Here is a 24089-nt window from a genome sequence, read left to right as displayed (position 1 = left end):
TTATGATGAAATTTTATGTGCCATTATTCAGATGTTGTTCTTTTCAGTGGAGATGCTTTATTGATTTTGTGATGTCAAGTTTTTATAAAAACTTGACATCATCTTATTCAGCGCATGTTTTATAGGGGATTTTAACTAGACATTTATGTCTTGTCTAGCAAAGGGTTAAAATAGCATATAAACAAGATAAAATTTGATATAGTTTTGTTGGTAACTAAACTAACCAAATTATTGAAAAAATGAAAAAAACAACCGAATCAATTATTTTAGACAATCTTAAATATAGGTACTTTAAAAACACAATTCTTTCAGCCTTATTTTTTATCGTCGTATTTTCCGTTCAATCTCAGGAATGGTCTGGGATTGTAGTTCCTGCCAATGCTGGTTCCGGAAAAACATGGAGTCTCCAAGAAAATGTATCAGATGATTTTAATTATAGCTTCGATGCTGTTAATTATCAGACGAATTTTGGAAGTAACAAATGGTATAATTTTTACCACAATCAATGGGATGGACCAGGAGTGACATATTGGAAAAATGATCATGTAAAAGTAGATGGAGATAATCTAGTTTTACGTGGTTCGAGATGGGATAAAAATAACCAATCAAATCCTCAATACCCATATCCAGGAGCAACAGAAGCTTTTAAAATGGGTAAAGAATATGAGGGAGTGAACTTAGGTTGTGTCACTTCAAATAATAGAGTTAAATATCCTGTTTTTGTAGAGTCTGCAATTAGTGTCGCAAACATCAACTTAGCTTCATGTTTTTGGTTATTAAGTCCAGATGACACTCAAGAAATTGATATAATAGAAAATTATGGTAGTACACCCTGGTTTAGACAATTTACTCATATCAGTCATCATTCATTTATTAGAAACCCCTTTCATGATTATCAGCCTAGAGATATAAATAGCTGGTGGCCAGACTCAAGAGTTTCTGATGCCTCAGGAGGATGGGGAGCTTGGGCTTGGAATGGTGGTAACAGAAGGTATCTTCGATTAGGTGTGTACTGGATAACTCCAAATCATTTTGAATACTATATTGATGGAGAGATTGTTAGAGTAATGTATCAAAATGCGATTGCTACTAATTTTAATGGTACTTGGAAGTATACCTATTATAATTCAATAAATCCAGCAGGAACGACGGATCAGTGGGGAGCGAATATTGGTGGAAGACCCACAGAGGTAAATGGCTATTCAGATGTTACCGTTCATGGAACATCTACAACATATGATTTTTCCAAATTACAGGCGGCGAACAATGCTTCTAATGGAATTAATGTTATCGATCCTGGAAATTATCAGAATGGAACTGGGTTTAATAAGGAAATGGATATCATTATAAATTTTGAATCCCAATCTTGGTTAGCGAATGACCATGCTCCAACTACACAAGATTTAAATAATACGAGTAAAAATGAAATGAAGGTGGATTGGGTACGTGTTTACAAACCTGTTGCTACCGAATCCGTAACGGGGGTTTCTGTAAGTCCGGCTACGTTAAGTTTAGAGCCAGGAAATCAAGGATATTTAACAGGAGCCGTGAGTCCTTCAAGTGCAGCAGATAAAACGATGACATTTACTTCTAGTAATCCAATAATTGCCTCTGTTAATCAAAGCGGTGTTGTTTCGGCTAACTCAATAGGTACTGCAGTTATAACTGTAAAAAGTACTGATGGTGGTTTTATGTCAACAAGTACCATTACTGTTGCAAACGGTGATGCTGAGAGTTTAGTTTTAGAAGCGGAGTCCTTTGTCACTACGGGAGGAACCTTTAATGATGGCTCAGTGCCTTATGGCGTAAATAGAGGAAGTTCAATTATAAATTTTGTAAATGCACAAGATTATACAGAGTATAATTTGAATGTTTCTGTGTCTGGTGAGTACAGTGTTATTTATAAAATAGCGACACCTCAAAATAATGCTGAGGTTTCTATGTATGTGGATGGTATTTTGCTTAATGTTGATACTGTGTTGAATAATGATTCTTGGAGTGATTATCAAGATTTGCAAGGTGCAAATAATATTTCATTAACGGCAGGTGTACATCAGGTAAAAATAGTTGCTTCTGGTAGTAATAGTTGGCAATGGAATCTAGATAAAATCGTTTTAAACAAAATTGGTGGCATATCAGCTCCTGTTTCTGCAGAGATTGTAATTGAGGCAGAGAGTTTTTCTTCAACTACAGGAACTTTTAATGATGGTTTGGTACCTTTTGGAATGAATAAAGCAGCAACGTTGGTGAATTATGTAAATAAAAATGACGAAGCTATATATAACGTAATGATTGAAGAAGCTGCTGTATATCATATATTATATGATGTTGCAACTCCGATGTCAAATGCTGAAATAAGTATTTATATAGATGGTGTTTTGATAAGTAAAGACGCTGTTATAAATGTTGGTTCTTGGGGGAGTTTTCAAAGATTAAAGGCGGAAGATAGCGCCTATTTGTCCTCAGGACAACATGTTTTGAAAATTATTGCTTCAGGAGCGGATAATTGGCAATGGAATATGGATAAATTTATATTAACTACCAGTTCTACCTTAAGTAAAACTGCGAAAGTTTTGAAAAATGAGTTGGATACAGATGTTTTTTCAATAAAAATGTTTCCAAATCCTGTTAGTGATTTTCTATTTATTGAAAGTTCAGAGTCGGTTTTGTCTGTTCGAATTATGAACTCTGCAGGTTCAGTTGTTCTAAATAGCAATAAATATTTTGCTCCAATTGATGTAAGTGATTTAAATACTGGAGTGTATTTTGTTGAGGTTATATCAAAATCAAATAAGAGGACCGTTAAAAGAATAATGATACAGCACTAAAGTTGTAGCGAACTCTAAAGACAAGTCCGGGTTTTATAAACTCGGACTTTTTTGTTTTAGAAATATTATAATACTTTCGCAATTCACAATCAAATAAATGGTTTAATGAGAGTTTTTCAAAAGCAAGAAAGTCGAATAATAGCAGTATTGCTGGTAGTAGGATTTTTATTGAGGTATTTGTTTGTTGCAGATTTGGCAATTTGGGGGGATGAATTTGTATTTTATAATACGGCATTGAAATTTTTAAAGGGAACTGGTGAGTTGTTTCCAGGGGACAATAATGGAGTTTTGTATACGCTCATATTATTACCTGTTTTCAAGTTTATCTCTACCTCTGTAATAGTAGCTCGTTTACCGAGCGTTATTTTTGGCTCCCTTAGTGTGTATATGGTTTATCGTTTAGGGAAAAAAGTGTATAATAAATATGTAGGAGTCATAGCTGCATTTTTAAATGTATCCTCATTAATTTTGATTTATTGGAGTAGGGTGCTTCGTAATTATTCGTTTTTCGAATTTTTCTTTCTTTGGTTTTTGTTGTGTTTGTACTTGTTTATAGAGCCGAAAGAAATTACCACAAAAAACAAGTATTTGAGGAAGTTAAATATTGATGTACCCTCTTTAATCTATGTAATAATTTCATTTACACTTGCTTTTTTAAGCCATCAATTGGTCTTTGTCTCGCTTTTTGCATTGTCTTTTTATTTAGGGGTAATGGGGCTAAAAACTTATTTTGTAAAATCAGAGAAGAATGTTATAAAATATCGTTATGTAGGCTTGTTTTCTCTATTTGTTATTTTGCTGTTGCTTGTTAGTCCGGCATTTTTAAATTTTACGAGGTCTGTTCTTAATTTATTATTACATCAAGAAATTGTTGATTGGATAGTGCCAGATCTTGCAAGGTTGGGGTATTTATGGGAAACTTCTCCTTATAAGGTCTTTGGGGTATATAAGGATGTATTGCTGTATGAAGTTGGGATCGTTCTTTTAGTGTTTGCAGCAATAGGTGTTGTTTGGGGATTTGTTAAGAAATTTAAATCTACCTTGTACTTGTCTTCATTTTTTTTCGTCCCATTTATATTGATGAGTTTTGTGTTTAGAGAGGCTTTTGCACCTAGGTACTTTGTTTACTTATTGCCTTTAGTTCATTTGTTTATTGGGGTATTTGTGTATGAGTTTTGTTTTTTTATTTCGTCTAAGTTTGAAATATTAAAAACTAACAAAGGGTTTTTATCAATGACCTTCTTTGTTGTGATACTATTTCTAGGTCAGGTAAAGTACAGAGAGATTTACAGTCTAGTTACGGTAAAATTAAAATCTGGAAATTTGGTGGATAAACGATTGTCGCAATGGTATTTTATGGATTATAAATATGCGTCAAGCTATGTAAATCATTTTAAAAAGGAGGGAGATGTTGTTTTTGCAACGCATGTAAATTCGGGGAAGTATTATTTAGGAGATAGTGTAATTCAGTTTCGACAAGTGTATTATGATAGGAAAGCGAAGCAATTTAAAAATTACCCAATAAGCAATAAGTATTCAGAATTTGGTAGAAATATGAATACCATTAAAAAGCTTTATAAAGAGAATGATCGAGGTTGGTTATTAGCAGATCAATCCTATTTTAGGAATAAATTGACTTCTGATGAAGCCAGGAAATGGGTTTTTAGTCATATGAGATATCATAAAAATGGAACTATTGATGGGGGAGTACAGGTTTTTGCTTGGGATAAATCTAAAAAAGTCCCCAGATATCAAGTAATTGTAGAAGATCTTGGTAAGAGTGATGTTGCTCACTTTTCAGCAGAATACAATGTATATATTAATGACAAAAAAAACTTAAAAATTAATTTGGTATCCGAAAATATAGACAGTGACCAGGAAGCGGCGATGATTTTAAATAGAAAGTTTAGATTGAAATTGAAGAAAAACACAGTTATGAATAAACCTCAGTTGTTTTCAATAGCTATTGATGAAAAATATTTTGTAGAGGGTAATAACCTTGTTCAGTTTTTTTACAATAAAGATTTGTCCGCAAATAAGGAGAAAGAAAAAGGCTTTATTCTTTACGGGTTTAATTTTTCAAAACAATAAAATTAAAATCAAAGTTTAAGATATTTAAAAAAAATAGATGGAATCCACCTTTTGTAATAAAGGGTGGATTTTTTTGTAAAGTTTCATGTTTGCGTTTTTCGGTGTTTACATGCTGATACTATTAAGTAAATCGGTTATAGTTTCAAGTATTGTTTCTATTTATGTAAAAAAGATTTTGTTTTAAACTGCATGTTTTAAGTGATGTAGGTTTTGGGAATAAAATAATTTCAAAAAAAGCGATTTTTTTCATTGTTGTAAGGATAAAAAGATCTAGTTTTGCATCCGCTAAGGAAAACAGCTATTGTTGTTTTGGGATGCGAAGAGTTCTTTAAAATGCTGGTGAAATTTAAGATTAAGAGTTTTAAAAAATAAATTAAATTTTATTTTTTTATAACGAAAAAAGGTTTTAGATTTGCAGCCGCTAACACGCCAAGCGTTGTTAGAGAAAAAGAAACAAACCAGATCTGTGATCTGACGTTCATTGAAAATATTGAAATTGACAGCGTAAAATTAAAGATTAAATTACGTGTTTTTAGTAACACGAATTCTGATTAGAGTAAGCTAGTATCGTATAAAAATAAGTCACTTTGGTGACTAAAAAAAATAACGATGAAGAGTTTGATCCTGGCTCAGGATGAACGCTAGCGGCAGGCTTAACACATGCAAGTCGAGGGGTAACAGGGAGAAGCTTGCTTTTCTGCTGACGACCGGCGCACGGGTGCGTAACGCGTATAGAATCTACCTTGTACAGAGGGATAGCCCAGAGAAATTTGGATTAATACCTCATAGTATAACTGAATGGCATCATTTAGTTATTAAACATTTATGGGTACAAGATGACTATGCGTCCTATTAGTTAGTTGGTAAGGTAACGGCTTACCAAGACATCGATAGGTAGGGGTCCTGAGAGGGAGATCCCCCACACTGGTACTGAGACACGGACCAGACTCCTACGGGAGGCAGCAGTGAGGAATATTGGACAATGGAGGCAACTCTGATCCAGCCATGCCGCGTGAAGGAAGACTGCCCTATGGGTTGTAAACTTCTTTTATATAGGAAGAAACACTCTTACGTGTAAGAGCTTGACGGTACTATATGAATAAGGACCGGCTAACTCCGTGCCAGCAGCCGCGGTAATACGGAGGGTCCGAGCGTTATCCGGAATCATTGGGTTTAAAGGGTCCGTAGGTGGACTAATAAGTCAGAGGTGAAATCCCATAGCTCAACTATGGAACTGCCTTTGATACTGTTAGTCTTGAGTTACTTGGAAGTAGATAGAATGTGTAGTGTAGCGGTGAAATGCATAGATATTACACAGAATACCGATTGCGAAGGCAGTCTACTACGAGTATACTGACACTGATGGACGAAAGCGTGGGGAGCGAACGGGATTAGATACCCCGGTAGTCCACGCCGTAAACGATGGACACTAGTTGTTGGGATTTATCTCAGTGACTAAGCGAAAGTGATAAGTGTCCCACCTGGGGAGTACGGTCGCAAGATTGAAACTCAAAGGAATTGACGGGGGCCCGCACAAGCGGTGGAGCATGTGGTTTAATTCGATGATACGCGAGGAACCTTACCAGGGCTTAAATGTAGGATGCATTAGCTAGAGATAGCTATTTCTTCGGACTTCTTACAAGGTGCTGCATGGTTGTCGTCAGCTCGTGCCGTGAGGTGTCAGGTTAAGTCCTATAACGAGCGCAACCCCTATTTTTAGTTGCTAACAGGTTAAGCTGAGGACTCTAAAGAGACTGCCGGTGCAAACCGTGAGGAAGGTGGGGATGACGTCAAATCATCACGGCCCTTACGTCCTGGGCTACACACGTGCTACAATGGTATGGACAGAGAGCAGCCACCTGGCGACAGGGAGCGAATCTACAAACCATATCACAGTTCGGATCGGAGTCTGCAACTCGACTCCGTGAAGCTGGAATCGCTAGTAATCGCATATCAGCCATGATGCGGTGAATACGTTCCCGGGCCTTGTACACACCGCCCGTCAAGCCATGGAAGCTGGGAGTGCCTGAAGTCGGTCACCGCAAGGAGCCGCCTAGGGTAAAACTGGTAACTAGGGCTAAGTCGTAACAAGGTAGCCGTACCGGAAGGTGCGGCTGGAACACCTCCTTTCTAGAGAAAGAGATGTTAGGTTATGAAAATTAAGAATTGTTTAATTCTTTAATTGCTGTTCAATTTTATATTATATACAAGACTAAAAGAAACAGAGTCTCGTAGCTCAGCTGGTTAGAGCGCTACACTGATAATGTAGAGGTCGGCAGTTCGAGTCTGCCCGAGACTACTTTTTTTAAAAAGAGTTAGGTATATAACATATAGGAAATTTTAGAAGTTGAGTATTCGTTAGAAGTCTAACGACTAACTACCCAATACTAGCTACTAGTAATTTTGGGGGATTAGCTCAGCTGGCTAGAGCGCCTGCCTTGCACGCAGGAGGTCATCGGTTCGACTCCGATATTCTCCACAAAAGTCAATTGACAATTACCAGTTGACAATTAGCAATTTTATAATTGTTATTTGTTATTTGAGAATTGTTTATTGCAAAGAGTTCATTGACATATTGAAATACTGATATCGTATGATATTAGAAGTTATATTTTAGAAAAACTAAAATTAATAACGAGCTATAATACAAATAGAGGCATGCATAGCATGCAAACCGTAGAAGGTATTTAGTTTAGGACAGGTAGTAATACTTTGTTTCTGATACTATTTACATTATACAAATAATAGAATAAAAGAGCAAAAAGTACAAAAAGCTAAGTAAGGGCGTATGGCGGATGCCTAGGCTCTCAGAGGCGATGAAGGACGCGATAAGCTGCGATAAGCTTCGGGGATTTGCACATAAGAATTGATCCGAAGATTTCCGAATGGGACAACCCAGCATGTTGAAGACATGTTACTCCGCAAGGAGGGCGAACCCGGTGAACTGAAACATCTAAGTAACCGGAGGAAGAGAAAACAATAGTGATTCCGTTAGTAGTGGCGAGCGAACGCGGATTAGCCCAAACCAAGCTTGTTTCGGCAAGTTTGGGGTTGTAGGACCACGATATTTGATGTTAATTGAATCAGAACAAACTGGAAAGTTTGGCCATAGAGGGTGATAGCCCCGTACGGGTAAAATTAATTATTGATAGTGGTATCCTGAGTAGTGCGGGACACGAGTAATCCTGTATGAATCCACCGGGACCATCCGGTAAGGCTAAATACTCCTGAGAGACCGATAGTGAACTAGTACCGTGAGGGAAAGGTGAAAAGAACCCTAAGTAAGGGAGTGAAAGAGATCCTGAAACCGTACGCCTACAAGCGGTCGAAGCACATTTACTGTGTGACGGCGTGCCTTTTGCATAATGAGCCTACGAGTTACTGTTTCTAGCAAGGTTAAGTGATTCAGTCACGCAGCCGTAGCGAAAGCGAGTCTGAATAGGGCGTATAGTTAGTAGTAGTAGACGCGAAACCTGGTGATCTACCCATGGGCAGGTTGAAGCTGTAGTAACATACAGTGGAGGACCGAACCCGTTGACGTTGAAAAGTCTTGGGATGACCTGTGGGTAGGGGTGAAAGGCCAATCAAACCAGGAAATAGCTCGTACTCCCCGAAATGCATTTAGGTGCAGCGTTGTGGTTTAGTTTATTAGAGGTAGAGCTACTGATTGGATGCGGGGGCTTCACCGCCTACCAATTCCTGACAAACTCCGAATGCTAATAAATATACACAGCAGTGAGGGCATGGGTGCTAAGGTCCATGTCCGAGAGGGAAAGAACCCAGACCATCAGCTAAGGTCCCCAAATATATACTAAGTTGAACTAACGAGGTTCGATTGCATAGACAGCTAGGATGTTGGCTTGGAAGCAGCCATTCATTTAAAGAGTGCGTAACAGCTCACTAGTCGAGCGATCGAGCATGGATAATAATCGGGCATAAGTATATTACCGAAGCTATGGATTTATGATTTATCATAAGTGGTAGGGGAGCATTCTAGTTGCGTTGAAGGTGTTCTGTAAGGAATGCTGGAGCGTCTAGAAAAGAAAATGTAGGCATAAGTAACGATAAGGCGGGTGAGAAACCCGCCCACCGAAAGACCAAGGTTTCCTCAGCGATGCTAATCAGCTGAGGGTTAGTCGGGACCTAAGGCGAACCCGAAAGGGGTAGTCGATGGACAACTGGTTAATATTCCAGTACCTGCTCACGTTAAAAGTGACGGATTCGTATAGTTGTTGCGTACTGACAGAATAGTACGTTGAAGGGAGTGGTAACACCCCGATAGTACACTGAGACTTCGGTCAAGGTGATAATACAGCGAAGCGAGTTCCAAGAAAAGCGAGTGAAGCAGCCCGTACCCTAAACCGACACAGGTGGTTGGGAAGAGAATTCTAAGGTGCTCGAGTGATTCATGGCTAAGGAACTAGGCAAAATCGCCCCGTAACTTCGGGAGAAGGGGCGCCCATCTATGATGGGCCGCAGTGAATAGGTCCAGGCGACTGTTTATCAAAAACACAGGGCTCTGCTAAAACGAAAGTTGATGTATAGGGCCTGACACCTGCCCGGTGCTGGAAGGTTAAGTGGAGGAGTTAGCTTCGGCGACGCTCTCAAATGAAGCCCCAGTAAACGGCGGCCGTAACTATAACGGTCCTAAGGTAGCGAAATTCCTTGTCGGGTAAGTTCCGACCTGCACGAATGGTGCAACGATCTGGACACTGTCTCAGCCATGAGCTCGGTGAAATTGTAGTATCGGTGAAGATGCCGATTACCCGCTACGGGACGAAAAGACCCCGTGAACCTTTACTATAGCTTAGTATTGACTTTGGATAAGTAATGTGTAGGATAGGTGGGAGACATCGATCATGCGTCGCCAGGCGTATGTTAGTCGTCCTTGAAATACCACCCTTTGCTTGTCTAGAGCCTAACCCTGCGAAGGGGACAGTGCTTGGTGGGTAGTTTGACTGGGGTGGTCGCCTCCAAAAGAGTAACGGAGGCTTCTAAAGGTACCCTCAGCACGCTTGGTAACCGTGCGTAGAGTGCAATGGCATAAGGGTGCTTGACTGCGAGACTAACAAGTCGATCAGGTTGGAAACAAGAGCATAGTGATCCGGTGGTTCCGCATGGAAGGGCCATCGCTCAAAGGATAAAAGGTACTCCGGGGATAACAGGCTGATCTCCCCCAAGAGCTCACATCGACGGGGGGGTTTGGCACCTCGATGTCGGCTCGTCACATCCTGGGGCTGGAGAAGGTCCCAAGGGTTGGGCTGTTCGCCCATTAAAGTGGCACGCGAGCTGGGTTCAGAACGTCGTGAGACAGTTCGGTCTCTATCTGTAGCGGGCGTTAGAAATTTGCGTGGATCTGACTCTAGTACGAGAGGACCGAGTTGGACTAACCTCTGGTGTATCTGTTGTTCTGCTAAGGGCATTGCAGAGTAGCTACGTTGGGAAGGGATAAGCGCTGAAAGCATATAAGCGCGAAACCCACCACAAGATGAGATTTCTTTAAAGGGTCGTGGAAGATTACCACGTTGATAGGCTATAGGTGTAAAGGCAGTAATGTCATAGCCAAGTAGTACTAATAACCCATAGGCTTTTGTACAAAGAACTTCCGCTAGGCAACTAGCGGGAGGGAAACTCTTTATACATTCTATTACTCAATTATTATAGCACTTCTAATTTGAATATTATATTTATGGCATCTCTGATGCATTTCAATATGTTAATTATTAAATACTGGTTTAAGAAATTAGACTAACAAAGACCTTAAGGTGGTTATTGCGATAGGGCTCACCTCTTCCCATTCCGAACAGAGAAGTTAAACCTATCAGCGCAGATGGTACTGCCTAACCGGTGGGAGAGTATGTCACCGCCTTTTTTTGAAACCTCAATCAGTAAAATGATTGAGGTTTTTTTTGTGATAAACTTAAAATACTTTTTACTGCATTGATACTATTGAACAATCTATACAGGAAAGCTGACATTGTAACAATACAATCTTATAAAAAGATCCCTCTTATTATCTAATAAGAGGGATTTAAAGAATTATATAATAATTAGGGCTTATTGTTTTCTTTCCAACAGAGCCATATAGAAACCGTCAAAACCACTTTCTGAAGGTAGAACTTTGTTATCCTTTATGAATACAAATTCATCATTGTTCGAAAGGAATTTCTTTACTTGGTTTTCGTTTTCAGAAGGTAAAATAGAACAAGTCGCATAAACTAACTTACCACCTTTTTTAACTAATTTTGAATAGCTAGCAAGGATTTCTTCTTGTGTACGTTTGATGTTCTCGATAAACTCTGGTTGTAATTTCCATTTGGCATCTGGGTTTCTTTTAAGAACTCCTAATCCTGAGCATGGCGCATCAATTAAAACTCTATCCGCGCTATTATGGAGTTTTTTAATGGTTTTGGTACCTTCTATTTGTTTTGGTGTGATATTGTGAGCACCGGCACGTTTTGCACGTCTTTTAAGCTCTTTTAATTTTCCACCATAGATATCCATTGCAACGATAGATCCTTTGTTTTCCATAAGTGCAGCAAGATGCAACGTTTTACCTCCTGCACCGGCACAAGTATCAATAACGCGCATTCCCGGTTTAACTTCAAGATATTCAGCTACGAGTTGTGAAGAGGCATCTTGAACTTCAAATAAACCACTTTTAAATGCGTCCGTTCTAAAAACATTTTTTCGTTCTTTAAGAATTAATGCGTCTTTATATTTAGGGTCTACAGTAGTTTCAACTTCATTGTCATTTAATGTTCTTTCTAAGTTTTGACGAGACCCTCTCAAGGTATTGGCACGAAGAACAACGGGAGCTTGGATGTTTAAGGCTTTAATTTCTTTATCCCAATTTTTCCCTAACTCTTGAACACCTAATTCGTCTAACCAGTCAGGAATAGATTCTTTTATTTTACGTATTGATTGTAGTTCATCAAATCTTCCTTTGATCCGTCTAACAGGCGCATTAGTAAAGTATTTCCAATCAGGTAATTCTATACCTCTAAGAACCGCCCAAACAGTAAAAAGTTTCCAAAGGTTTTCTCTAGAGAAATGATCTTTAGTTTCAGCAACTTCATTATAGAGACGCTTCCATCTTACAATTTCATAAATAGTTTCTGCAACAAATTTTCTATCTCTAGCTCCCCATCTCGGGTCTTTTTTAAGTGCAGCTTCAACTGCTTTATCAGCGTATATACATTCGTTAAATATGGCATTTAATGAATCGATAACTGTGAATACTAAATTTCTGTGTAAACGCATAGTCATTATTTTGAGAATGCAAAGGTACTTAAATCAGACCGTAAAGAAGAATTTGCTACTTTTTCTTTTTAGAAAAATCACGTATAATAACTTTTCTACGTTTTTCTAAAATATAAAACGATGTATAATAACCGTCTTGGTTATTATTTAATACAATTGGTATATTATTTCTGGACAATCTTAGTTTACTGCTAAGTATTGAATCATCCATAGTAAGTGTATATTCACCATTAGGAAGATAAAATTCGAAATGTCCCTTACTATCCGTTAGTGTACTATAAGTTTTTTCTTTTGTAGCTGTTATTTTAATTCTAGATAAATCCATAGGTTGTTCATCTGTGATGGCAATTTTTTGACGGTCAATGATAACATCACCATATAATTTAACTCCCCTTGAATAAGGTATAAAAACAATATCTTCACTATCGATATTAATTGAATCATTAACTTGAGGAAACCAGCCTTTTAAGTCTTCTAATGCTAAAACGTTAAATTTGTATTTTGCAAGCGGAACTTTGTTAATTTTAGCGATCCCTCTTGGGTTAGTAATTACTTCTTTAGTTCCTAGTGATACTACTATGTTGTCTAATATAACTTCGTCATATTCTTTGATACCATTACCGTTGCTGTCTTGAAAAGCTATAAAAGGGACATTAACCGTATGCTTTTTAGCAAAGGGTATAGGTATACCAAATTCTTTTCTAATCCCCATCCCTAGGGTAAAGTTAGACGATTGAGTTTTACCAATATTTGCAGTTGAGTATTGTTGTTGTTCAAAATTGATAAAACTATAGTCGGAACTATTATAAAAATAACTAGATGTAAAACTAAATCGCCAGTTAGTTTTTGAAAAGTAGTATAAACTTGGACTGATCCCGAATGAGTTGTTATTTGCAGTATTTCTATAAGTATAACTTGTATTTGTTTCTAAAATAAAGCGTCTATTTTTAAATGTATATTGGTTTTGGACAGATCCACGTATTAATTGTGGAATTTTAGTAAGTAAAGCAACATTTTGATTAGGATTAATTGAGGTAAATCCATAATTGTATTTGAAAGTAAAATTCCAAATTTTATATCGCGTTAATGTCGTAAAATCGAAATTAAATAAATTATCAGTAGGAGTAGCTAGAATTTCTTGTGTTAGACCAAATCTAAAGTTAAAAGATGTTTGTAAGTTATGTTCGGGTTTGTAAATGGAAAATCTATGTTCATAACCCCTGGTTTTAAATTTATAGGTTGCATAATCTCTTAAATCATAAAATAAACCGTTTTGTACTGATCCGAGTTTTGTTTTCTTAGTGATGTTAAATCTGTTATTAGCAAAAGAAGTAGATAATAGTTTGATATCCTGATTTGCTAAAAATGAGTTAGTTTGTTGAAAACTGTTACTTAAATTAATTGTGCGTCTAGAAGACATTTTAAAAGAAGTGCGATGATTAGCGTTAAGTCTTTCTATAGTGGAATTACCGAATTTAGGATCGGTGTATCGACCATTTACATTAAATTTTAATTTTCTAGATAATGTTGAACTAATTCCAGCTGTATAGGCATAACCTACTCTTTTAAATCCAGTTGTTTCATATTCATTGGTAGATTGTGCAGCTGAAAAATTAAAACGATGTTTTCTAAACAAATTAATTTGAGGACTAACGGTAATTATATTTGTAGTTCTGCCGTAAGTAAGGTTGTTACTTCTTCCATACGAGGTACTAATACTGAAGAAGTTTGTAAAGAAACTGTAACTAGCACCATAGGATTCATTGTTTTTTTTCTGGAATTGATCTTTCGATACAGAATAAAAAGCCGTTACTCTGTTGTTATTATTTAATCTGTAACTAGAGCGTATCCCTGTTCCTCCTGTAGAAAGTCCAGCAATATTGGTGTTTGTTTGACCGATTTCGAAAGATTTTCTATCATCAAAATATGCGACGTTCCACGGTACATCTTGAATGAAACGGTTGTTATAATAAGGTTTACTGAAATTGAAATTAGTGTTATAGGTTAAAACACCGTTATTTTTCAATTGTTTTACCCCTCTTAAATTAATAAACATGAATGGATTATCAGCTAAAATGTTTTGGATATACATATCCATGGTCAAAGGTATGGATGGGTATCCGTAATTTTGCATGTCAATTTCATTAGGAAGTTTAATGAAAGAAACTTTTGCCGTTTTTTTATAAGTTTTTTTTGTTCCTGATTTGTCCTCTTTACTATTTATAACTAAGTCATACTTTTTGAAATATTTATTTTCGTATGGTGTATAAGTTGTATTGGAAACTTTCCTTTGATTTCTATCATCTTTTTGAATAGCAGAAGCGTAATAGCTAAAGTCCGCTTCTTCACCTACATCAAGACTGATGCTATTATTTTTTTTTACAATTTCTTTTTCAACGTTTGTAGTGTCAGAAATAAATAAATCTTTTTTAGGAATTTTGTGATTGATTGAAATATCTTGTTTATAATTCCCTTTATTAACGATGCTATATTCAAATTTTTTATTGAATTCTTCGTTTTTAAAATAGAATCTATTGGCGGTTTTTACACCAATATCCCATTTAACTTGTTTTTTTGTACGGATGATAAATGAATTGTCACCGATTTGTTGACCATCCAAGTCCAAAATAAAACTATTGATAATCACTTCGCTATTTCCTGACTTTAATTTAGAAGGTACTACAATAACTGGTATAACTAGTGTGTCATTTACTTGTAAGTTGTAAGTTTTGTCAGGGTTAATGATACTGCTCCAGTCGTTAGGTATTAGAACGTCTAAGGTGAAGTTTAGATTATCATTACTGTTATTGATTATTTTAAGAACATTTGAAATTAAACCAGATTTTTCAATCTCAATTTCAGGTTTGATAAACTTGGTTTTAACTTTCTCCGCGGAAGAACCCTTATATCCATCATTGTTGGATATAACAGGAGAAGTTTGAGCATTAGATATTCCTAAATAAAAGAATAACGAAAAGGTCAAAAAAACTCGAAGAACTGTATGAAGATTTTTAAGGGGTATCAAATCTAAATTAAATGTTTTCTTCTAGACGGAAATTAAAAGTTAATCCGAAAGTACCTGGGTTATATGACATACCAGGTCTAATTCTTAATTCAATTTTAAAGGTGAATTCACTGTAATTGCTTATATAGTCTCCAACACCGTTAACGTTTTGTGTGCATGCTCCAGCGTTAATAATATCAGAGATATCTAAAGTACCTGCATTAGGTTTTATAAGTTCAAGAACATTAGTTACATCGCTAAGAGGCACAAAATTGGAATAGTCTGTTGATGTCATACAGTCATTAATCGCGCGAATCTCAAAAATACTTAATAATGGATTTTGACCAAGGCCATCACCATATAAATGTAACTGTTCTAATTCATCAGTCGGGGCTCCATCGTTGTCTAACAGAATTTTTAAATTCCAAGAGCATAAAACATCAGGTGTCGTTTTATCAGTAACACGAATTTTAAGTCTAGCTATAGTTTTGCGAGGGAAACCACCTTCATAAGATGAGAACTTATCAAAAACAAATTCATTATTCCCTGTGTCTTCCAAAAATAACTCTACAGATCCACAGTGCGTTTGAGAATTTGATAAGTTAATTATGAAAACAAAAAATAGAAAAAATATGAATTGAATTTTCTTCAAGTTGCTAATTGTTTTATACAGTAAAAGGATGTAATTGAACTACATCCTTTTACTTAAGTATAATTATTTGTTTACTATTGATCTTCTAATAAGATGTATTGTACATACATAGTATAAACACCAGGTTCAGCATAAGATGAAGCACCATTTACAGTAGCAATATCTTGAGCTGCAGCTAAAGTATGGTCATAAGCCATTGGGAAAGTAGCAGGTAATCCTGGAAGAATTCTATAATCAATTGTATAGTAATAATCAGAAGTTGTACCAGTTTGGTTTAAATAAGTTCCACCTGGCATAAAGTCTTCAACTCCACTAGTACCACTATGACCAGCAATATATTTACCAGTAGGTCCTGGAGGTGTTCCTGCAGAATTTACATAAATATTATTCTGGTGTAATGCAATTGGATCCGCAGCTACTCCTGCGGTAATTCCATCACTTTGATTTGTAGTTCTGTCATTTTGGAATTGTGCACTATAATCTCTTGTTTGGATTAATGGATCCACAATAGCTGGAATAGCAGAGTTTGGAGTGTTTTGTCTGATTTCTAATAAACTTAAAGGTAATTCTCCAACAGCGTTTACATTATCTCCGTTACCATAGTCAATTTGTTGATCCCAAAATCCATCTCCTGAATTTCCTTGTGATCTACCCACAGCATATAAATCCCAACTTACTGTAGAACTAACTTTTAAGATAGTTGCTGCATATTGAGTTATACCAGCTTGATATTCGTTGATGTCATCAAATACAAATTGAATTTGATCTGGTGTTGTCATTTCCAATTGAAGTACAGGCTGTAAGTCAAGTGTAATTGAAACATCTTTTTCATCGATAAGCTGTGCACTTGCAGTAGTTCCAATAAGAGCTGCTGCTGCTGCGAATAATTTAAACTTGTTTGTTGTTTTCATTGTTTTTTAAAATTAGGGGTTAGTAATTGTTTATATTAATTTATTGAAAATTCCATTTTGGCTGCTTGTATTTCTTCTGAATTCTCAAAATCTAATACTCCTACAGCAATATAATCACCGGGTTCTACATCAGGCGGTATCTTAAAAATAAAATCTCTTACCAAATCAGGTAGAATAGTGAATTTTTTCACTTTTAATCTTTGTTGTGTTCCGGTCTTTAAGTTTGTCAAATCAATATACGATGTGCAATATGAAATACCATCACCTTTATTTTCAGCGATAATAGATATTTTTTTACCAGTTTCGTTATAAACAAAATCTATGAATTCGACTTCATTAAGTGCTACGTTAGGAGGGTTTTGGTATACAAATACACCAAAAGCAAATGTAGGTATAACACCTAAAGCAACTGTGCCTTCTGATTTATTATCTGGGCTCAATGAAGTACGAGCTTCTTGTTGCTCAATCATGATAATACTCCAAGCTGCTTTCGCGCCAGATTCAGAAACAGGCACTGAAACTGTAAAATCAACTTTTCGTTTTTCATGTGGTTTCAATTCTACAAAAGTTGGGCTTATTGAAACCCATTTAGATAACGAATATTTTCCTTCTCCAGCTTCTAAAAATTGACTTTTTCCCTTTCCATTCATATTAAAGTCCAACATTTTAAGTCCGAAACTTTTAGAAGATGGAGTGTCATTGTTAATAGTTATACTATAAACTTTTGACTGACCTTGTTTTAAGTTTAAATGAAAATGTGCTGGAGAAACAGAAACACCGGAAGTCTTTTTGTCTGACGAAATTCCAACTTTTTTTACAGATTTATTCTGTGAATAAACAGAAGTTAAAAACAGAAGTAATACTGCAATAGGGGTATATTTTTTAAGAAGATACATTAATCGGGGGTATAGGGTAATATTAATTGTATGTTTAACAAATATAAATGGTTTTATCGGAAAAACAAATAAAAGTGAAAGAAATTAATGTTTTGTTAAAATGTCAAGTTGCTTATTTTATTCCGATGTTTTAAATAGATTATTTAGTCTTTTAGAATTTATTGATTAGTTTTGACAAGAGTTTTTAGTTGAAAATGAAAGATTTTAATATACCAGTATCTTATTTAAAAGGGGTTGGACCTGCTAGAGCGGAGTTGCTATTGTCCGAATTAAGGATAAGGAAGGTTCAAGATTTGTTTTCACTTATCCCGATAAGATATATAGATAGATCAAAATTTTATAAGGTACGAGAGTTACAGCCTACCTCATCTGAAGTGCAAATGATAGGTGAAATCTCAAATTTTAAAGAGGTTAAACAAAAAAGAGGTTCTCGTTTTACGGCCGTTTTTAAAGATCCTTCAGGAACTATTGAGTTAGTGTGGTTTAAAGGAGGGAAATGGTTAAAAGATTCCATGAAAGAGGGGAAGAGTTATGTTATTTATGGGAAATTGAAATTTTATAATGGCAATTTCAGTATGGCGCATCCAGAGGTTGAATTACTATCTTTATTTGAAAAAAGTTTGCGACCTGGTATCCAGCCCGTCTACCCCTCAACCGAAAAGTTAGCAGGAAGAGGAGTATCGAATAAAGTTATGTGTACTATTCTGGAGCACGTATTTAGGGATTTTTATGGTGGAATAAAAGAATCTTTACCTGTTGATATCATTGAAAAATTTGGATTTTTATCTAAACGTGAATCCTTATTAAATATTCACTTCCCTAAAAATCAAGAATTACTTGCTAAAGCTGAACATAGATTAAAATTTGAAGAGTTGTTTTTTTTACAATTACAGATATTGAACAAAAAAATAAACATTAACCAAAAAATTGCCGGATATACTTTTGGTCTTGTTGGTGAAAAGTTCAATGATTTTTATAAGAATGGTTTAAGTTTTGACTTGACAAATGCGCAGAAAAGAGTTTTAAAAGAAATCAGAAAGGATGTGGGGTCTGGTGTTCATATGAATAGACTTTTGCAAGGGGACGTTGGTTCAGGGAAAACTATTGTTGCCACATTAGCAATGCTGTTGGCCTTGGATAATGGGTTTCAGGCAGCCTTAATTGCTCCAACAGAGATATTAGCAAATCAACATTATTTTAGTGTAAAAGAAGCACTTGGAAATTCCAATATAAAAGTGAGTTTGTTAACGGGGTCTTCCAAAACTAAGGAAAGAAAGGAAATTCATGCCGCATTAGAGGATGGATCTTTAGATATTTTAGTAGGGACTCATGCTTTACTTGAGGATAAGGTAAAGTTTAAAAACCTTGGATTAGCAATTATAGATGAACAACATAGATTTGGAGTAGCTCAAAGGTCTAAGATGTGGATGAAGAATGTCAAACCACCCCATGTTTTGGTAATGACGGCAACCCCAATTCCTAGAACCTTAGCAATGAGTGCTTATGGAGATTTAGAAATTTCTGTAATCGATGAGTTGCCTCCAGGAAGGAAAGAGATTACAACGGTACATCGTTTTGATAGTAATCGATTAAAAGTATTCAAGTTTATGAGGGACGAGATTACCAAAGGAAGGCAGGTGTATGTTGTATATCCTTTGATAGAAGAATCAGAGGCAATGGATTATAAAGACCTAATGGATGGGTATGAAAGTATAGTACGTGAGTTTCCTTCTCCAAACTACCAAATTAGCATTGTTCATGGAAAAATGAAAGCTGTTGATAAAGAGTTTGAAATGAATAGATTTGTAAAAGGAGAAACACAGATTATGGTGGCAACTACCGTGATTGAAGTAGGAGTAAATGTGCCAAATGCGAGTATAATGGTTATTGAAAGTTCTGAACGGTTTGGATTGTCTCAATTACATCAATTGCGTGGTAGGGTTGGTAGAGGAGCAGAACAAAGTTATTGTGTACTGATGTCTGGTTATAAATTGTCAACAGATGCTAAAAAAAGAATTGAAACCATGGTAAGTTCTTCTGATGGATTTGAGATTGCAGATGTTGATTTGAAACTTCGTGGACCAGGAAACCTCATGGGGACGCAACAAAGTGGTGTTTTAAATTTAAAAATAGCAAATTTAGTTCAGGATACCGAAATATTGGAAAAGGCCAGGCAAACTGCTATCGAACTTCTTAAGGTAGATCCTGAATTAAAAAATGAGAAAAATAAAAATTTGTCTGAAGTTTATTCTTCCTTTGTCAAAAAATCAAATCTATGGTCTAATATCAGCTAGGATTTTGTGAGAAAATTAGAAATCTTATCTTTTATAGATAGTTTTTCATTTTCGTGATAGCTGTTTCCATAACCATAGCCGTATCCATAACCATAGCCGTATCCGTATCCGTATTTTCCATTAGAGGTAAAATCGTTAAGAATATAACCAATATTTTGTACTTCACCATTGATGTATTTGTCATCGATCATTTTCATCATTCCTCGTTTAGAGAAGTTTTGGCGGATTACGTAAATATTAGCATCGGAGTATTTTAAAAGTTCAAAAGCATCTGAAACCAAACCTACTGGTGGAGTGTCAATGATGATGTAATCATACTGTGTTTTTAAGGTATTGAAAAACTTAGTAGTGTTAGATCCTAGAATTAGTTCAGAAGGATTTGGAGGAATTGGACCCGAAACAATTAGATCCATATTTGGGATTTCCGTTTTATGGGTTATTTCTTCAATTGTTTTTTGATTGATTAAATAATTAACAATTCCAATATTATTATCAATATTGAAATCATTGAATATTTTTGGTTTTCGCAAATCTAATCCAATTAGGATTGTTTTTTTACCACTCAAAGCAAAGGCAGTTGCCATGTTTATTGAAACCATTGTTTTTCCTTCTCCACTAACAGAAGAGGTTAATAGAATCGTTTTGTTTCTACTGAATTTATTGTCGCTTTCCCTTGATTCGGTCAAAAATTTAATATTAGACCGTAAGGCTCTAAAGGATTCCGCTACCGATGATTTGGGTCTTTCAAAAACTGCAAGATTTGTGGAACTAGTATTCTTTCCAATGACACCTAGAACAGGAATTGAATAACTTTTCTCTATCTCCTCAACACTACTAATACTATCGTCTAATAATTGTTTAAGTACGATATACATCAAAGGAAAGATGATAGCCAGCATTAGTGAAACCATGTAATTGAACGAGGTTCTAGGTTTTGAGGAGCCTTGTCCAACATCTTTGGCTATATCTAATACTTTAATGTCCGAAACGTTTGCAGCAATTGCTGTTCCGGCCTCGTAACTTTTTTGTTTTAGGTAAGTATAATTACTTTCTGTTTGTTCGTAATTTCTTGAGTATTTTACTAATTCTTGCTCAAGCTGAGGGATTTTTTTTAGTTCTCTGTTTAGTTTGTTTAATCTTTTATTAAGTTGATTGATATCGTTTTTGTTTTTTTTCTCCAAAGAGGTTAAATTTTCTACAACAATCTTTTTTCTAGACTCAATTCTGTTTCTAATATCAATCATCTCTGGGTGAATCGCAGTAACCCCTGCGTCTTCTAATTCGTTTTTCAAGGTAACCAACGTGATGAGTTCCTGAGTGTTCGAAATTGTGGTAGGTTCGTTAATTTCGGTAATTGTAGGAGCTGGTATGTCTTTTGAACGCTGATCATGTGAAATAAGATAATTTCGTAGGTTTTTTATGTAATCTTGACTTCTTTGCTTTATCAAAAGTTCCTCATCAATTTCAATAATCTTTTCAAATAAACGATTTCCTTCTGTTTCTACATTATACAAATTTGTCGAATCTTTGAATTTTGATAGTTCTATTTCTAGTTGCTGTAATCGTTCTGCTTCATTTTTAAATAGAGTATCAATATATTTTTTCGTTTTTATGGCGTAAGAGATTTTATTCTCTTTTTGATCGTTACCAAGTACTTTAACAGATGTGTTTAGATAGTCTACCAATCTACCTTTATTGGATCCCGTAAGTGATAGGTCTAATAGAGAGGTACCAGATTTCAAATCTTTTATATAAAGATCACGATACTTATTTACGGTACTGTTAATATTTTTAAACTTTATATAGTATTTCTTAGTTTTGACGAAGTCGTATTTTTTTTCGATCAGGAATTCACAAAAAGGGGTTTTAATGGTGTCTCTGATGTCAAATTCTTTCTGAAATAAAATTTCACTAGGAGTAAAAACTGTTTTTCCATCGTTGGCATACTCATAAAGTGTTGTTGTTGATTCAGTATTCTCAAAATTAACAGTTACAGTAGCTTTGTTTTTCTCTAGGAATTGAATTCCAATTTCTGTGTTTGCTAACTGATACTTAGAAGAATCTGTTTTTATTTTAAATGGGATTTTTCCATAAACATCTTCTAGTCTGTATTTACCTTCTTCAAGATAATCGATATAAAATTTTAGTTGTTTTACAACTTTTTCATTATGAGTCCGTGATTTGAACCTAGCTTTTATGGTTTCTACGATGTTACTAGATCCCCCCCAGTTAAAAGCAATGTTTGTGCTTGATGAAAATAGAGGATTCTGCTCTTCTTTTACACTAATAGTTGTGTGGATTGCATATGACTTTTCTTCATATCCGTTTTTGAATTTAGCAATGCTTAAGGCTATAATTGAGGTAACAACGAAAAGTTTCCAATAACCAACTATTTTATACAATAATGGTTTTAAATCTATAGAATTTTCCTCTTGGGATTCATTAAATGAAGAATTCTTGTTTTTCATATAGATTGTTTAGAATGATTTTATCAATAACAAAGTAGTCGCGATAATTGAAAATACAGAGGCCAGAGTGGTGAAAGTTTGCAACCCGGTTGTTCCAATACCCCAAGATTTTGTTTTTATTGGGTTCACGAAAATGATGTCATGTGGAAGGATGTTAAAAACCTCAGAATCAAAAACGTCAATTTGAGTTATGTCAACCGTATATTTTTTTAATCCGTCAAATTCTTCTCTAAGTACCTCCACTTTTGTTCTGTCCCCTGTAGCGATAATGTCTCCAGAATTAGCAATAGCCTCTACAATATTTACTTTGTTTTGATATATGATGTGGGTACCTGGAGTTCCTATATCACCTAATATAGTGTATTTGATTCCTGCCAATTTAACGGTAACAAATATGTTTTTATCAAAATTGATATAATATTTTAATTCGGATTTAATCTTAATACGAACCTCTTCAATTGTATATCCAAGTACATTTACGTTTCCAACATAAGGAAGTCTTATGTTTCCATGTTCGTCGATGGTGTAACCTGTAAAGTAGAGATTAGAACCTCCAGTACTGCTGTTATTTGTTTGGTTATTATTATTTGTATTATCATTATTGTTAAACAACTTCACTAGATCCTCATTTTTGGATTTCAAAGTAATGTACAAGATATCGTTAACTTGAAGCTTGTATGGTGTGTCGTTTATTTTATGGATGTCTTCTTTTTCAATAGGTTCTCCTTGGAAATAGACTAGTTTTCTATGAGGAACACAAGAACTAAGAATAATTGAAAAACTAATTACTATAAATAATTTGTTCATGGTTAGTTTTTTTATCAATTTACAAATATAAATTTTATTGGTTATAAACAATGAATTTTCTATTACTTTTGCTCATACCTACATGCTGTCTTAATTATGTTTTTTATTCAAAAAGAGTATTTTCAATATTTGTTACGATCGACGAATCAACATGGAGTTCATTCTCCATTTATTTTTAATCTCTTGACAAAATGCATTTATTTAAAAAGTACCAAAGAACAAGTTGATAGATTTAACAAATATAAAGCTTGTTTATTGCACTCAAAAGAAATTTTGGAGGTAGAAGATTTTGGTGCTGGTTCCAAAGTATTTAAAAGCAATCAACGAAAGGTTTCTGAAATAGCTAAAGTAGCGGGGATTAAAAAAAAGTATGGGTTACTATTAATGCGTATGATGGAGTATTTTGATATAGAGAATTGTTTGGAGGTAGGGACTTCTCTAGGTTTGGCCTCGAATTCTTTGTTTAGAAACACCGAAAATTACAAGTTAACAACTTTAGAAGGATGTAAAAACACGATTGATTTTGCAGAGAGAAATATGACTAAGCAAGGTAATTTAAATGTGAAATATGTTGTAGGTAACTTTGATGTAACACTTCAAAAGGTTTGTGAAAAGGAAGTTTTTGATCTTGTTTTTTTTGACGGAAATCACACCAAAAGTGCAACATTGAATTACTTTAATTACTGTTTAGGAAGTAAACATAATAACAGTGTTTTTATCTTTGATGATATACATTGGAGTAAAGGAATGAAAGAGGCGTGGATACAAATTAAGAAGCATCCTGAAGTTACTGCTACTATTGATTTATTTCAATGGGGAATTGTTTTCTTCAGAAAGGAACAAGGAAAAGAACATTTTACAATTCGATTTTAACG

General features: G+C 35.2%; 11 protein-coding genes, 2 tRNA genes and 3 rRNA genes. 9 read left to right on the top strand and 7 right to left on the bottom strand.

What is annotated here, in order from left to right; all coding sequences use genetic code 11:
* Positions 1 to 239: 239 nt before the first annotated feature.
* The 7 genes from AC2DZ0_RS05190 to rrf all read left to right on the top strand — a co-directional run bounded on the left by AC2DZ0_RS05190 (position 240) and on the right by rrf (position 10791).
* Entirely contained in the window at positions 240 to 2828 is a 2589-nt protein-coding gene (locus tag AC2DZ0_RS05190; protein ID WP_484644111.1) for a carbohydrate-binding protein, read from the top strand.
* A 105-nt stretch (positions 2829 to 2933) separates the two neighbouring features.
* Positions 2934 to 4919 carry a glycosyltransferase family 39 protein gene (locus tag AC2DZ0_RS05185; protein WP_484644110.1) on the top strand — a complete coding sequence of 662 codons (1986 nt, stop codon included), beginning with the start codon at positions 2934 to 2936 and terminating at the stop codon, positions 4917 to 4919.
* Between the two features lie 606 nt (positions 4920 to 5525).
* Positions 5526 to 7049, top strand: a 16S ribosomal RNA gene (locus AC2DZ0_RS05180).
* Positions 7050 to 7144: 95 nt separating this feature from the next.
* A tRNA-Ile gene (locus tag AC2DZ0_RS05175) sits at positions 7145 to 7218 on the top strand.
* A gap of 106 nt (positions 7219 to 7324) precedes the next feature.
* Positions 7325 to 7398, top strand: a tRNA-Ala gene (locus AC2DZ0_RS05170).
* 287 nt (positions 7399 to 7685) lie between these two features.
* Positions 7686 to 10515: ribosomal RNA gene (locus AC2DZ0_RS05165) — 23S ribosomal RNA — on the top strand.
* 165 nt (positions 10516 to 10680) lie between these two features.
* Positions 10681 to 10791 (top strand): 5S ribosomal RNA (gene rrf, locus AC2DZ0_RS05160).
* The 16S, 23S and 5S rRNA genes sit together here with 2 tRNA genes alongside, the layout of an rRNA operon.
* Positions 10792 to 10976: 185 nt before the next feature.
* Here rrf and AC2DZ0_RS05155 read toward each other — a convergent pair.
* The 5 genes from AC2DZ0_RS05155 to AC2DZ0_RS05135 form a co-directional block, all read right to left on the bottom strand.
* The gene (locus tag AC2DZ0_RS05155; RefSeq protein ID WP_484644108.1) at positions 10977 to 12182 is read right to left on the bottom strand and encodes an RsmB/NOP family class I SAM-dependent RNA methyltransferase; all 1206 of its coding nucleotides are present in this window, start codon (positions 12180 to 12182) and stop codon (positions 10977 to 10979) included.
* Between the two features lie 55 nt (positions 12183 to 12237).
* A complete protein-coding gene (locus AC2DZ0_RS05150) occupies positions 12238 to 15165 on the bottom strand; it encodes a hypothetical protein (protein ID WP_484644106.1) in 2928 nt (975 codons plus the stop codon).
* A 49-nt stretch (positions 15166 to 15214) separates the two neighbouring features.
* Entirely contained in the window at positions 15215 to 15745 is a 531-nt protein-coding gene (locus AC2DZ0_RS05145; RefSeq protein ID WP_484644105.1) for a hypothetical protein, read from the bottom strand.
* A gap of 167 nt (positions 15746 to 15912) precedes the next feature.
* Positions 15913 to 16749: a hypothetical protein gene (locus tag AC2DZ0_RS05140; RefSeq protein ID WP_484491943.1), complete on the bottom strand. Its 837-nt coding sequence runs from the start codon at positions 16747 to 16749 to the stop codon at positions 15913 to 15915.
* 35 nt (positions 16750 to 16784) lie between these two features.
* On the bottom strand, positions 16785 to 17645 hold the full coding sequence (locus AC2DZ0_RS05135; protein ID WP_484644104.1) for a hypothetical protein: 861 nt from the start codon (positions 17643 to 17645) through the stop codon (positions 16785 to 16787).
* Positions 17646 to 17839: 194 nt separating this feature from the next.
* On the opposite strand from AC2DZ0_RS05135, the gene recG reads away from it, so the two are divergent.
* Positions 17840 to 19939, top strand: a complete 2100-nt coding sequence (gene recG / locus AC2DZ0_RS05130) for an ATP-dependent DNA helicase RecG (protein ID WP_484644103.1) — start codon at positions 17840 to 17842, stop codon at positions 19937 to 19939.
* Here recG and AC2DZ0_RS05125 read toward each other — a convergent pair.
* Together AC2DZ0_RS05125 and AC2DZ0_RS05120 are read right to left on the bottom strand one after the other, a co-directional pair.
* Complete coding sequence (locus AC2DZ0_RS05125; protein ID WP_484644101.1) at positions 19936 to 22407, bottom strand: exopolysaccharide transport family protein; 2472 nt, start codon at positions 22405 to 22407, stop codon at positions 19936 to 19938. The genes recG and AC2DZ0_RS05125 overlap by 4 nt on opposite strands.
* A 9-nt stretch (positions 22408 to 22416) precedes the next feature.
* Positions 22417 to 23214 carry a polysaccharide biosynthesis/export family protein gene (locus AC2DZ0_RS05120; RefSeq protein ID WP_484644099.1) on the bottom strand — a complete coding sequence of 266 codons (798 nt, stop codon included), beginning with the start codon at positions 23212 to 23214 and terminating at the stop codon, positions 22417 to 22419.
* Between the two features lie 96 nt (positions 23215 to 23310).
* On the opposite strand from AC2DZ0_RS05120, the gene AC2DZ0_RS05115 reads away from it, so the two are divergent.
* Positions 23311 to 24087 (top strand): O-methyltransferase, encoded by a 777-nt coding sequence (locus tag AC2DZ0_RS05115; RefSeq protein ID WP_484644098.1) that lies wholly within the window; start codon positions 23311 to 23313, stop codon positions 24085 to 24087.
* Positions 24088 to 24089 lie beyond the last annotated feature (2 nt).

The organism is Flavicella sp. IMCC45668, from assembly GCF_057219105.1.
The sequence above is the reverse complement of the archived record's forward strand: the minus strand, read 5'-3'. Positions and strand labels throughout refer to the sequence as shown.